The organism is Micromonospora sp. NPDC023644, from assembly GCF_040640115.1.
Classification (GTDB): Bacteria; Actinomycetota; Actinomycetes; order Mycobacteriales; family Micromonosporaceae; genus Micromonospora.
Genome location: NZ_JBFABA010000048.1, coordinates 30,346 through 43,762 on the forward strand (window position 1 = coordinate 30,346; position 13,417 = coordinate 43,762).

12 protein-coding genes are annotated in these 13,417 nt (G+C 69.0%); all 12 read right to left on the reverse strand.

Annotated elements, in window-relative coordinates; translation table 11 throughout:
• Window positions 1-3: 3 nt before the first annotated feature.
• Window positions 4-843: a 50S ribosomal protein L2 gene (rplB, locus tag AB0G08_RS24970; protein ID WP_091627702.1), complete on the reverse strand. Its 840-nt coding sequence runs from the start codon at window positions 841-843 to the stop codon at window positions 4-6.
• A 12-nt stretch (window positions 844-855) separates the two neighbouring features.
• The gene (rplW, locus tag AB0G08_RS24975) at window positions 856-1,158 is read right to left on the reverse strand and encodes a 50S ribosomal protein L23 (RefSeq protein WP_088998352.1); all 303 of its coding nucleotides are present in this window, start codon (window positions 1,156-1,158) and stop codon (window positions 856-858) included.
• The gene (rplD, locus tag AB0G08_RS24980; protein WP_358091965.1) at window positions 1,155-1,805 is read right to left on the reverse strand and encodes a 50S ribosomal protein L4; all 651 of its coding nucleotides are present in this window, start codon (window positions 1,803-1,805) and stop codon (window positions 1,155-1,157) included. The genes rplW and rplD overlap by 4 nt, the downstream gene beginning before the upstream one ends.
• Window positions 1,802-2,467, reverse strand: a complete 666-nt coding sequence (gene rplC, locus AB0G08_RS24985) for a 50S ribosomal protein L3 (RefSeq protein WP_357872457.1) — start codon at window positions 2,465-2,467, stop codon at window positions 1,802-1,804. The genes rplD and rplC overlap by 4 nt, the downstream gene beginning before the upstream one ends.
• A gap of 11 nt (window positions 2,468-2,478) precedes the next feature.
• Entirely contained in the window at window positions 2,479-2,787 is a 309-nt protein-coding gene (gene rpsJ, locus AB0G08_RS24990; protein ID WP_007073037.1) for a 30S ribosomal protein S10, read from the reverse strand.
• Window positions 2,788-3,137: 350 nt separating this feature from the next.
• The gene (tuf, locus tag AB0G08_RS24995) at window positions 3,138-4,331 is read right to left on the reverse strand and encodes an elongation factor Tu (protein ID WP_088998349.1); all 1,194 of its coding nucleotides are present in this window, start codon (window positions 4,329-4,331) and stop codon (window positions 3,138-3,140) included.
• 218 nt (window positions 4,332-4,549) lie between these two features.
• Window positions 4,550-6,646 carry an elongation factor G gene (gene fusA / locus AB0G08_RS25000; RefSeq protein WP_358091967.1) on the reverse strand — a complete coding sequence of 699 codons (2,097 nt, stop codon included), beginning with the start codon at window positions 6,644-6,646 and terminating at the stop codon, window positions 4,550-4,552.
• A gap of 75 nt (window positions 6,647-6,721) precedes the next feature.
• A complete protein-coding gene (gene rpsG / locus AB0G08_RS25005) occupies window positions 6,722-7,192 on the reverse strand; it encodes a 30S ribosomal protein S7 (protein WP_077938296.1) in 471 nt (156 codons plus the stop codon).
• A gap of 1 nt (window position 7,193) precedes the next feature.
• Complete coding sequence (gene rpsL / locus AB0G08_RS25010) at window positions 7,194-7,568, reverse strand: 30S ribosomal protein S12 (protein ID WP_014440718.1); 375 nt, start codon at window positions 7,566-7,568, stop codon at window positions 7,194-7,196.
• A gap of 494 nt (window positions 7,569-8,062) precedes the next feature.
• Entirely contained in the window at window positions 8,063-8,494 is a 432-nt protein-coding gene (locus AB0G08_RS25015; protein WP_358091969.1) for a hypothetical protein, read from the reverse strand.
• A gap of 379 nt (window positions 8,495-8,873) precedes the next feature.
• Window positions 8,874-9,245: a hypothetical protein gene (locus AB0G08_RS25020; RefSeq protein ID WP_358091971.1), complete on the reverse strand. Its 372-nt coding sequence runs from the start codon at window positions 9,243-9,245 to the stop codon at window positions 8,874-8,876.
• 110 nt (window positions 9,246-9,355) lie between these two features.
• Window positions 9,356-13,243 (reverse strand): DNA-directed RNA polymerase subunit beta', encoded by a 3,888-nt coding sequence (locus tag AB0G08_RS25025; RefSeq protein ID WP_358091973.1) that lies wholly within the window; start codon window positions 13,241-13,243, stop codon window positions 9,356-9,358.
• Between the last annotated feature and the right edge of the window lie 174 nt (window positions 13,244-13,417).

Sequence of the window (13,417 nt, forward strand, 5' to 3'; positions counted from 1 at the left end):
CCCTCAGCCGCGCTTACGCGTGGCGTAGCGGCGGCGGACGATCAGCCGGTCACTCGGCTGGCCCTTACGACGGGTGCGGCCCTCGGGCTTACCCTGCGGGTTGACCGGGTGGCGACCACCGGAGGTCTTACCCTCACCACCACCGTGCGGGTGGTCGACCGGGTTCATGGCGACACCACGGACGGTCGGGCGCTTGCCCTTCCACCGCATGCGGCCGGCCTTGCCCCAGTTGATGTTCGACTGGTCGGCGTTGCCGATCTCGCCGATGCTGGCGCGGCAGCGGACGTCGACCCGCCGGATCTCGCCGGACGGCATGCGCAGGGTCGCGTACACGCCCTCACGGCCGAGCAGCTGGATGCCGACGCCGGCCGAGCGGGCCAGCTTGGCGCCGCCGCCCGGACGCAGCTCCACGTTGTGGATCGTGGTACCGACCGGGATGTTGCGCAGCGGCAGGTTGTTGCCCGGCTTGATGTCCGCGCCCGGACCCGACTCGACGCGGTCGCCCTGCTTCATGTCCTTCGGCGCGAGGATGTAGCGCTTCTCGCCGTCGGCGTAGTGCAGCAGCGCGATGCGCGCGGTGCGGTTCGGGTCGTACTCGATGTGGGCGACCTTCGCCGGCACGCCGTCCTTGTCGACCCGCTTGAAGTCGATCAGACGGTACTGGCGCTTGTGACCGCCACCGTGGTGCCGCGCGGTGATCCGGCCGTGGGCGTTACGCCCGCCCTTCTTCGGCAGCGGAGCCAGCAGCGACTTCTCGGGCGTCGACCGGGTGATCTCAGCGAAGTCGGCGACGCTGGAGCCACGCCGGCCCGGCGTCGTCGGCTTGTACTTACGGATAGCCATTGTCTACACCCCTCAGCTGACCGGGCCGCCGAAGGCCTCGATACGGTCACCGTCAGCCAGCTTCACGATCGCCCGCTTGGTGGCCTTACGCTGCCCGAAACCGGTCTTGGTCCGCTTGCGCTTGCCCTGGCGGTTGAGCGTGTTGACCGTCAGGACGCGGACGTCGAAGATCTGCTGGATCGCGATCTTGATCTCGGTCTTGTTCGCGTCCGGGTGCACCAGGAAGGTGTACCAGTTGCGGTTCAGCTCGCTGTAGCTCTTCTCCGAGACGACCGGCGCCACGATGATGTCGCGCGGGTCGGCGATCGTGCTCACTTGCCACCCTCCTCGGTGGTCTCGGCGGGAACACCCAGGAACTCGTCCAGGGCGTCCTTGGTGAAGACCACGTCGTCGGCCACCAGCACGTCGTACGTGTTGAGCTGGCCGGCCTCGATCAGGTGCACCCGCGGCTCGTTGCGCAGCGACACCCAGTTCAGCTCGTCGGTGCTGCTCAGCACGACCAGGACCCGGCGGGACTCGGTCAGCTTCGCCAGCGTGGCCAGGGCGGCCTTCGTCGACGGCTTCTCGCCCGAGACGAACGCCTCGACGACGTGCACCTGCCCGGCGCGGGCCCGGTCGGAGAGGGCGCCACGCAGGGCGGCGGCCTTCATCTTCTTCGGGGTCCGCTGGCTGTAGTCGCGCGGCACGGGGCCGTGCACGACGCCACCGCCGGCGAACTGCGGCGCGCGGATCGAGCCCTGCCGGGCGCGACCGGTGCCCTTCTGCTTGTACGGCTTCTTGCCGCCACCGGCGACCTCGCCGCGGGTCTTGACCTTGTGCGTGCCCTGCCGGGCCGCCGCGAGCTGAGCCACCACGACCTGGTGCATCAGCGCGACGTTGGCCTGGACGTCGAAGATGTCGGCGGGCAGCTCGACGGAGCCGCTCTTGGAGCCTTCGACGGTGAGGACGTCAACGGTGGTCACTTGGCCGCACCGCCCTTCTTCGCCTTGGTCTTGGCCGCGGTACGGACCAGGACCAGCGCGCCCTTGGGGCCGGGAATGGCGCCGCGGACGAGCAGGAGGTTGTTCTCGGTGTCGACCGCCTGGACGGTCAGGTTCTGGACGGTGTAGCGCACGCCACCCATCCGGCCGGCCATCCGGGTGCCCTTGAAGACACGACCCGGGGTGGCGCAGGCGCCGATGGAGCCCGGCGAGCGGTGCTTGCGCTCGACACCGTGGCTGGCGCGCAGACCGTGGAAGCCGTGCCGCTTCATCGGGCCGGCGTAGCCCTTGCCCTTGGTCTTGCCGGTCACGTCGATCGAGACGCCGGCCGGGAACTCCTCGACCGTGATCTCCTGGCCGAGCGTGTAGTCCGCCGCGTCGGCGGTGCGCAGCTCGACGATGTGGCGACGCGGCGCGACGTCGGCCTTCGCGTAGTGCCCGCTGATCGGCTTCTTGACCTTGCGCGGGTCGATCGTGCCGTACGCCAGCTGGACCGCGGAGTAACCGTCCTTTTCGGCGCTACGAACCTGGCTGATGACGCACGGGCCGGCCTCGACCACGGTCACCGGGACAACACGGTTGTTGTCCCAGACCTGGGTCATGCCGAGCTTTGCGCCCAGGATCCCCTTGACTTGCCTGTCCATTTGTCCGGTCCCTACAGCTTGATCTCGATGTCGACGCCAGCCGGCAGGTCGAGGCGCATGAGCGAGTCGACCGTCTTCGGGGTCGGGTCGATGATGTCGATCAGCCGCTTGTGCGTGCGCATCTCGAAGTGCTCGCGCGAGTCCTTGTACTTGTGCGGCGAGCGGATAACGCAGAAACGGTTGATCTCCGTGGGCAGCGGCACCGGGCCCGCGACCTGCGCCCCGGTACGCGTCACCGTCTCGACGATCTTCCGAGCCGAGGAGTCGACGACCTCGTGGTCATAGGCCTTGAGCCGGATGCGGATCTTCTGTCCCGCCATGGTGGCTTCTGTTCCTTCTCTCGATGCCGCTGTGTTGCGGGCGCCTGTACCGGCTGGCACAGGCCCACTTCGCCGACCCCCGCGGTCGGGCGTGTCGCGCCCTCGGGCCAGACTCCGCCCCGGGACTCCGGAGCGACTCTGACCGCGCGGTGGGTCAAGGCGTCGATCGCACTACCGCGACCTGAACGCCGTGCGAGGGTGGTTGGCGGACGGGCCGCCAACCACCCTACGCTCGACCGTCCTGCCACCCGGAGGTTCAGCGAAAGCCGAACACAGGCAGCGAACTGTCGTTACGCAACCTGACTAGTATGCCGCACGACCGGCGGCGGGTCTAATCGGGGTTACCTAGCTCACTTGATGATCTTGGTGACGAACCCGGCGCCGACGGTGCGGCCACCCTCGCGGATCGCGAACTTGAGGTTCTCCTCCATGGCGATGGGCTGGATCAGCTTCACCGTCATGGTGGTGTTGTCACCCGGCATGACCATCTCGGTGCCCTCGGGGAGCGTGACGACACCGGTGACGTCCGTGGTCCGGAAGTAGAACTGCGGACGGTAGTTCTGGAAGAACGGGGTGTGCCGGCCGCCCTCCTCCTTGGAGAGGATGTAGACCGTCGCCTCGAACTCCGTGTGCGGGGTCGTGGTGCCCGGCTTGATGACGACCATGCCGCGCTCGACGTCCTCGCGCTTGATGCCACGCAGCAGCAGACCGACGTTCTCGCCCGCGCGGGCCTCGTCGAGCAGCTTGCGGAACATCTCGATGCCGGTGCAGGTGGTCTTCATCGACTTCTCGCGGATGCCGACGATCTCCACCTCCTCGTTCGGCTTGAGCACGCCGCGCTCCGCGCGACCGGTGACGACCGTGCCACGACCGGTGATCGTGAAGACGTCCTCGATCGGCATGAGGAACGGCTTCTCGGTCTCACGCTCCGGCTGCGGGATCGCGGTGTCGACCGCGGTCATCAGGTCCAGCAGCTTGCCGGTCCACTCGGGGTCACCCTCGAGGGCCTTCAGCGCGGAGACCCGGACGACCGGCAGGTCGTCACCCGGGTAGTCCTGGTTCGACAGCAGCTCACGAACCTCGAGCTCGACGAGCTCCAGGAGCTCCTCGTCGTCGACCATGTCGCTCTTGTTGAGCGCCACGACGATGTACGGCACGCCGACCTGGCGGGCCAGCAGCACGTGCTCGCGGGTCTGCGGCATCGGGCCGTCGGTCGCCGCGACCACCAGGATCGCGCCGTCCATCTGCGCGGCACCGGTGATCATGTTCTTGATGTAGTCGGCGTGACCGGGGCAGTCGACGTGCGCGTAGTGCCGCGCCTCGGTCTGGTACTCGACGTGCGCGATGGAGATCGTGATGCCGCGGGCCTTCTCCTCCGGCGCCTTGTCGATCTCGTCGAACGGCGTGTACGGGTTCAGGTCCGGGTACTGGTCGTGCAGGACCTTGGTGATGGCCGCCGTCAGCGTCGTCTTACCGTGGTCGATGTGACCAATGGTGCCGATGTTGACGTGCGGCTTAGTCCGCTCGAACTTCGCCTTCGCCACTGGGTCCTCCTGTGGACTTCTTGGTTCGTTCGCCCCGGCGCGCCGGTCGGCGCTTAGGACTCTGTCGACAGCCTTTCCGGCCTGGCGGCCGGAGAGCTTTGGTGGGTTCTGCGGCGATGAAGCCTACAGGCCCGGTCTCACGCATCCCGACCGAGGTGGCCGCGGGCGGGAACACCCTCCCGCGACCGCCCCGGATCATCGATCACTTCAGGTGAGGGTCACTCACCCGTCGCCTTGGCGATGATCTCCTTGGCGACCGAGGCCGGAACCTCGGCGTAGGAGTCGAACTGCATGCTGTAGCTAGCCCGGCCCTGGGTCTTCGACCGCAGGTCGCCGACGTAGCCGAACATCTCCGACAACGGCACCAGAGCCCGGACGACGCGGGCGCCGCTGCGCTCCTCCATCGCCTGGATGATGCCGCGGCGGGAGTTGAGGTCGCCGATGACGTCACCCATGTTCTCCTCAGGAGTGGTGACCTCAACGGCCATCATCGGCTCGAGCAGCGCGGGATCGGCCTTGCGGGCCGCCTCCTTCATCGCCATCGAGCCGGCGATCTTGAATGCCATTTCCGACGAGTCGACCTCGTGGTACTGGCCGTCCACCAGCGTCAGCTTGACACCCACCAGCGGGAAGCCGGCGAGGATGCCGTACTGCATGGCGTCCTGCGCGCCCGCGTCCACCGACGGGATGAACTCCCGGGGGATACGGCCACCGGTCACCGCGTTGGCGAACTCGTAGGTCGGGGCGTCGTTGCCCAGCGGCAGCGGCTCCAGGCTGATGATCACCCGGGCGTACTGGCCGGAACCACCGGTCTGCTTCTTGTGGGTGTACTCGACCTTCTCCACCTTGCGGCGGATGGTCTCGCGGTACGCCACCTGCGGCTTGCCGATGTTGGCCTCGACGTTGAACTCGCGGCGCATCCGGTCGACCAGGATGTCCAGGTGCAGCTCGCCCATGCCGGAGATGACCGTCTGACCGGTCTGGTCGTCCAGCTTGACGCGGAAGGTCGGGTCCTCCTCGGCCAGCCGCTGGATGGCGGTGCTGAGCTTCTCCTGGTCGGCCTTGGTCTTCGGCTCGATGGCGACCTCGATGACCGGCTCCGGGAAGGTCATCGACTCCAGGATGACCGGGTTCGCCGGGTCGCACAGCGTGTCACCGGTGGTGGTCTGCTTGAGACCCTGCACCGCGATGATGTCGCCAGCCTGGGCCGAGCTGCGCTCTTCCCGCTTGTTGGCGTGCATCTGGTAGATCTTGCCGATCCGCTCCTTGCGGTCCTTGGTGGAGTTGACCACCTGGGAGCCGGACTCGAGCGTGCCGGAGTAGATCCGGACGTAGGTGAGCTTGCCGAGGTGCTTGTCCGTCTGGATCTTGAAGGCGAGGCCCGAGAAGGGCTCCGACTTCGACGGCTTCCGCTGCATCGGGGTCTCGCCGTCGGTGGCCGTACCCTCGATCGCCGGGATGTCCAGCGGCGACGGCAGGTACGCGACGACCGCGTCGAGCATCGGCTGGATGCCCTTGTTCTTGAAGGCGGTGCCGGTGAGGACCGGGTTGGCCTTGCCGTCGATGGTGGCCCGACGGATGGCGGCCTTGATCTCCTCGACGGAGATCTCCTCGCCCTCCAGGTACTTCTCCATCACCGCGTCGTCGACGTCGGCCAGGGTCTCCATCAGCTTCTCGCGCCACTCCGCGGCGGAGTCGGCGAGGTCGGCCGGGATGTCCTCGATCGCGTAGTCCTCACCCTTCTGCGTCTCGCCGCGCCAGGTGAGGGCCCGCATCTCGACCAGGTCGACCACGCCGATGAAGTCGGACTCGGCGCCGATCGGGATCTGGAGGACCAGCGGGGTGGCGTTGAGCCGGTCGATCATCATCTGCACGCAGCGGAAGAAGTCGGCACCGGTCCGGTCGAGCTTGTTGACGAAGCACATCCGGGGGACGTTGTACTTGTCCGCCTGCCGCCAGACGTTCTCCGTCTGCGGCTCCACGCCGGCGACGCCGTCGTAGACCGCGACCGCGCCGTCCAGCACCCGCAGCGACCGCTCGACCTCGACCGTGAAGTCGACGTGGCCGGGCGTGTCGATGATCTGGATCGTGTGGCCCTTCCACTCACACTTGGTAGCAGCGGAGGTGATGGTGATACCACGCTCCTGCTCCTGCTCCATCCAGTCCATGACGGCACCGCCCTCGTGGACCTCACCGATCTTGTACGTGATGCCGGTGTAGAAGAGGATCCGCTCGGTGGTGGTGGTCTTACCGGCATCGATGTGGGCCATGATGCCGATGTTGCGTACGTTGGCGAGCGCGTCTGCGGCGGCCACTTCAATCCCTACTTATCGTCGTCTCGACACAACTGGTGGCGGTTCCGGCGCCACGAGGGCGCCGGAACCAGGGTGTTACCAGCGGTAGTGCGCGAAGGCCTTGTTGGACTCGGCCATCTTGTGGGTGTCCTCGCGCCGCTTGACGGCGGCACCGAGGCCGTTGCTCGCGTCCAGCAGCTCGTTCATCAGCCGCTCGATCATGGTCTTCTCGCGACGGGCGCGGGAGTAGGTGACCAGCCAGCGCAGGCCCAGGGTGGTCGCCCGGGCGGGGCGGACCTCGACCGGGACCTGGTAGGTGGCGCCACCGACGCGGCGGCTGCGCACCTCGAGGGTCGGCTTGACGTTGTCCATCGCCCGCTTGAGGGTGACGACCGGGTCGGTGCCGGACTTCTCACGGCAGCCCTCGAGGGCGGCGTAGACGATGCGCTCGGCGAGCTGACGCTTACCGCGCAGGAGGATCTTGTTCACCAGCTGGGTGACCAGCGGCGAGTTGTACACCGGGTCAGCGACCAGCGGCTTCCGCGGAGCGGGTCCCTTGCGCGGCATGTCAGCTCTTCTCCTTCTTCGCGCCGTAACGGCTGCGAGCCTGCTTGCGGTTGCGGACACCCTGGGTGTCCAGCGAACCGCGGACGATCTTGTAACGCACGCCGGGGAGGTCCTTCACACGGCCGCCACGGACGAGCACGATCGAGTGCTCCTGCAGGTTGTGGCCGACGCCCGGGATGTAGGCGGTCACCTCGATCTGGCTGCTGAGCTTGACACGAGCGACCTTGCGCAGCGCCGAGTTCGGCTTCTTCGGGGTGGTGGTGTACACGCGGGTGCACACGCCGCGCCGCTGAGGGGAACCCTTCAGCGCCGGGGTCTTGGTCTTACTCGTCTTCGCCTGGCGGCCCTTTCGGACCAGCTGCTGGATCGTGGGCACCGGGTTTCTCCGCTCCCTTCGACCGCCTGGTGGCGGCCGCACCGTCTGCCGTAGCCGACCTGATGGCCGACTCTCCTACATTCCGACCAGGGCCACCTCGCGGTGGTCCCGGCACCCGCGGTCGGGCGTGTCGCCCAGCTCACGGCCCCGGCGCCGACGCTCGCGCATGTCGACCGGGTCTTGCACCGGCGCACGGCAGGCCGCGCGCCGGGTCTTTGGCTCTTTGTCGTGCTCCCACGCGATCTCCGGCTCACCGGATCCAGCGCACGCACGAGTTGCCCGGGCTTGCCCGGGCACAAGGGGAAAGAGTACCTACCACAACCGCACAGGTCAAAACGGAGCGGCTGGCAGGGCGTCCACCGCCCGCCGATCGAACCCGTCACGCCTACCCGCCCGTGGTGGGCACCTACGGATCCAAGTGTACCGGCTTCCCCGGCGACCGGCCCGTCGACCCCGTCACGGCCGTGGTCACGCCTCCCGGCGGGGCGCGGGCGTCACCCGAGCGCCAGCAGCAACGCCAACCCCAGGCCGAGCAGGCTCAGCAGCAGCCCCGCCCCGCCGCAGCCGACCCCGGCCACCGCCAGGCCCCGCCCGGTGAACCGGACCGCCGGCGGGGCCGCCGGGCGTCGGATCTGCCGCATCCCCAGCAGGCCGGCCACGACGGCGCCCGCGCCGGCCAAGACACCCAGCACCGTGAAGGCGCCGGCCGCCCAGGCGCCGTCCACACCGCCGTCCACACCGCCGACCGCGCCGACGCAGATCACCAGCAGCGCGACCAGGGTCGAGGCGATCCCGGCGACGAGCGAGCCCACGGCCAGGCCGGAGGTGACCGGCGGCACGTCGAGGTGCACCACGCCGAACGGCGTACCCGCGACCGGGTCGACCCGCTTCGGCGGCCGGGCGGCCTCGCGCGGCGGCGGGGGCATCGGGGCCGGGCCCCAGCCTCCGGCCGGCGACGGGGCCACCGCCCCGGACGAGGCCCCCCAGGGGGACACCGACGAGGGGCGCGGGTCCCCACCCCCGGACGGGGCGCCCCAGGGCGACGCCGGCGGCGGGTACCCCGGCGCGACGGACGGGGCGCCCTGGCCCGCGTCTGGCCGCGCCCACTGCGTCCCGCCGGGCGGGGCGTCGGAATTCGCGGCGGGGGGCGCCACGGGATCGCTGCCCGGGTAGCGCGCCGGTTCCGTCACGGGTCCTCCTGTCGACGTCTCGGCGTCCACCGCCGCGCGACGGACACCGGGCCAGGCTACCGCCGCCGGCCCGACGGCCCGCGCCCGGCGCGACCCGGCACCTCCGGGCGGTCGGTCAGTCCACGTTCGGTGCGAAGTCCTGCCCGTAGGGCGTGTCGGCGAGGCGGACCACCCCGAGCACCACCGCGGCCACCACGCTGACGGCGGCCAGCACCAGGCCCGCCCAGGCCAGCCGCTCCCCCCGACGCAGCCAGGCGGCACCGGTCAGGAAACCCCCCGAGGCGTACGCCTCCCGACGCGCCTGGCGGGCGAGCTGGAGCGCCACCGTTGCCGGCACCACGCCGCCGACGAACAGGCCGGTCAGCGCCCCGATCAGGCCCAGTGCGAAGACCGCCCGCGCCTTGGTGGCCCGGGCCGGGTCCGGGTCGAGCGGATGGCGGGGCAGCCCCGGCTGGGCGACGGGCGCCTGCCCGGGTGCGGTCGTCATGTCCCCATCATGCCCCGGCCCGGTCCGCCGCGGCGCCCGCACGGGCCACCCCGGTCCCGGGACGCGACGAGGCCCCCGGCGGGTGCCGGGGGCCTCGTCGATCGTGCTGCTTAGCGGTACGACCCGAAGTCGAAGTCGTCCAGCGGAACCGCCTGGCCGCTGGCCGGCCCGAAGCCGTAGTCGGTCTCCGGGTAGCCGGTCATCGAGTAGACCTTGGCCTTCGCCTCCTCGGTCGGCTCGACCCGGACGTTGCGGTACTTGCTGATGCCCGTACCGGCCGGGATGAGCTTACCGATGATCACGTTCTCCTTGAGGCCGACGAGCGAGTCGCTGCGCGAGTTGATCGCCGCGTCGGTCAGCACCCGGGTGGTCTCCTGGAAGGAGGCCGCCGAGAGCCAGGAGTCGGTGGCCAGCGAGGCCTTGGTGATACCCATCAGCACCGGACGACCGGCGGCGGGCTCGCCGCCCTCGGAGACGAGTCGGCGGTTCTCCGACTCGAACAGCGCCCGGTCGACCAGCACGCCCGGCAGGAACTCGGTCGAGCCGGAGTCGATGACCGTCACCCGCTTGAGCATCTGGCGGATGATGATCTCGATGTGCTTGTCGTGGATGAGCACACCCTGCGAGCGGTAGACCTCCTGGACCTCACTGGTCAGGTGGACCTGGACCGCCCGCGGGCCCATGATCCGCAGCAGCTCGTGCGGGTCGATGGTGCCCTCGGTCAGCTTCTCGCCGACCGCGACGTGACCGCCGTCGTGGGTCCGCAGCCGGACCCGCTTGGAGATCTTGTCGTAGACGATCTCGTCGCTGCCGTCGTCCGGCACCACGATGATCTTCCGGGAGCGCTCGCCGTCCTCGATCCGGATCCGACCCGGGGTGTCGGCGATGGGCGCCTTGCCCTTCGGGACCCGGGCCTCGAAGATCTCCTGCACACGGGGCAGACCCTGGGTGATGTCCTCACCCGCGACACCACCGGTGTGGAAGGTACGCATCGTCAGCTGCGTACCCGGCTCACCGATCGACTGGGCGGCGATGATGCCGACCGCCTCGCCGACGTCCACGGTCTTGCCGGTCGGCAGCGAACGGCCGTAGCACGCACCGCAGACGCCCAACTTCGACTCGCAGGTGAGCACGCTGCGCACCCGGACCGTCTCCACCCCGGCGGCGACGATCTTGTCGACCAGGATCGAGTTGATGTCCTGGCCGCGCTCGGCGACGACGACGCCGTCCGGCCCCTTGATGTCGTCGGCCAGCGTCCGCGCGTGCACGCTGGTCTCGGCGTGCTCGTGCACGACCAGCTTCCCGTCGAGCCGCTCGCCGATCTGCATCGGGATGGCGCGGTCGGTGCCGCAGTCCTCCTCGCGGATGATGACGTCCTGCGAGACGTCCACCAGACGACGGGTCAGGTAACCCGAGTCGGCGGTACGCAGGGCGGTGTCCGCGAGACCCTTGCGGGCACCGTGCGTGGAGATGAAGTACTCCAGCACGGACAGACCCTCCCGGTAGCTGGCCTTGATCGGCCGCGGGATGATCTCGCCCTTCGGGTTGGCCACCAGACCACGGATCGCCGCGATCTGCCGGAGCTGGAGGAGGTTACCGCGGGCGCCCGAGTTGATCATCTTCCACAGCGGGTTCTCCTGCGGCAGGGCGGTGTCCATCTCCTTGGCGACCTCGTTCGTCGCCTTGGTCCAGATCTGGATGAGCTCGCCGCGACGCTCCTCCGGGGTCATCAGACCGCGCTGGTACTGCTTGTCGATCTGGTCGGCTTCCTTCTCGTACCGCTCCAGGATCTCCCGCTTGCGCGGCGGGGCGATGACGTCCTCCATGCCGATCGTCACGCCGGACCAGGTGGCCCAGTGGAAGCCGGCCTCCTTGAGCCCGTCCAGGGTGGCGGCCAGCGCCACCTTGGGGAAGCGCTCGGCGAGGTCGTTGACGATCGCGGAGAGCTGACCCTTGCGGATCTCGTAGTTCACGAAGCGGTAGCCCTGCGGCAGCGTCTCGTTGAACAGCACCCGGCCGAGGGTCGTCTCCACGGTCAGCGGCTCGCCCTCGACCCAGCCCTCCGGGGCGGTCCACGCCTCGGCGCCGGCACCGTTGTCGACCCCGACCACGCCACGCAGGCGGATCTTCACCGGGGCCTGGAGGTGCAGCTCGCCGTTGTCGTACGCCATCCGCGCCTCGGCGTCCGAGCTGAACGCCCGGCCCTCGCCCTTCTCGCCCGCCGTGAGGTGGGTGAGGTGGTAGAGGCCGATGACCATGTCCTGGGTGGGCATGGTGACGGGCTTGCCGTCGGCGGGCTTGAGGATGTTGTTCGACGACAGCATCAGGATCCGCGCCTCGGCCTGGGCCTCGGCGGACAGCGGCACGTGCACCGCCATCTGGTCACCGTCGAAGTCGGCGTTGAACGCGGTGCAGACCAGCGGGTGGATCTGGATGGCCTTGCCCTCGACGAGCTGCGGCTCGAAGGCCTGGATGCCCAGGCGGTGCAGGGTCGGCGCCCGGTTCAGCAGGACCGGGTGCTCGCCGATGACCTCTTCCAGCACGTCCCACACGACCGGCCGCTGCCGCTCGACCATCCGCTTGGCGGACTTGATGTTCTGCGCGTGGTTGAGGTCGACCAGCCGCTTCATCACGAACGGCTTGAACAGCTCCAGCGCCATCTGCTTGGGCAGGCCGCACTGGTGCAGCTTGAGCTTCGGGCCGACGACGATGACCGAACGGCCGGAGTAGTCGACGCGCTTGCCCAGCAGGTTCTGCCGGAACCGGCCCTGCTTGCCCTTGAGCATGTCGGAGAGCGACTTCAGCGGGCGGTTGCCCGGCCCGGTGACCGGCCGGCCGCGACGGCCGTTGTCGAACAGCGCGTCGACGGCCTCCTGGAGCATCCGCTTCTCGTTGTTGACGATGATCTCGGGCGCGCCGAGGTCGATCAGCCGCTTGAGGCGGTTGTTCCGGTTGATGACGCGGCGGTACAGGTCGTTCAGGTCGGAGGTCGCGAAGCGGCCACCGTCGAGCTGCACCATCGGGCGCAGGTCCGGCGGGATGACCGGCACGCAGTCGAGCACCATGCCGAGCGGCGAGTTGCGGGTGTTCAGGAACGCCGCGACGACCTTGAGCCGCTTGAGCGCCCGGATCTTCCGCTGGCCCTTGCCGGAGCGGATGGTCTCGCGCAGGTTCTCGGCCTCGGCGTCGAGGTCCATGTTCTGGACCAGCGCCTTGATCGCCTCGGCGCCCATGCCGCCGGTGAAGTACTCGCCGAACCGGTCCCGCAGCTCACGGTAGAGCAGTTCGTCGGTGACGAGCTGCTTCGGCTCCAGCTTGCGGAAGGTGTCCAGCACCTCGTCCAGGCGGTCGATCTCGCGCTGGGCCCGGTCGCGGATCTGGCGCATCTCGCGCTCTCCGCCCTCCTTGACCTTGCGCCGGACGTCCGCCTTGGCACCCTCGGCCTCCAGCTCGGCCAGGTCGGCCTCGAGCTTGGTGGCCCGCTTCTCGATCTCCGAGTCGCGGCTGTTCTCGGCCTGCCGCTTCTCGGCCAGGATCTCGTTCTCGATCGTCGAGAGGTCACGGTGACGCGACTCGGCGTCCACGCTGGTCACGACGTACGAGGCGAAGTAGATGATCTTTTCGAGGTCCTTGGGGGCGAGGTCCAGCAGGTAGCCCAGCCGGCTCGGCACGCCCTTGAAGTACCAGATGTGGGTCACGGGAGCGGCGAGCTCGATGTGCCCCATCCGCTCACGACGGACCTTCGACCGGGTCACCTCGACGCCGCAGCGCTCACAGATGATGCCCTTGAACCGGACCCGCTTGTACTTACCGCAGTAGCACTCCCAGTCCCGCTGCGGACCGAAGATCTTCTCGCAGAAGAGCCCGTCCTTTTCCGGCTTCAGGGTGCGGTAGTTGATCGTCTCAGGCTTCTTGACCTCACCGTGCGACCACTGACGGATGTCGTCAGCGGTGGCGAGGCCGATGCGCAGCTCGTCGAAGAAGTTGACGTCGAGCACTATGTCCCCTATGTCGTCGTCTGTACTGCTAGCTAGTGGGTGGGGTCGGGAGCCGGCGAGCCGGCTCCCGACCGCTCACCTCAGACCTCTTTTAAAGAAGTACGGGTGGGCCCGGGCAGGGAGATTGCCCCGGACGGCGCGGGGGGGGAACACACAGAGGGGGGGTAGCGCAGA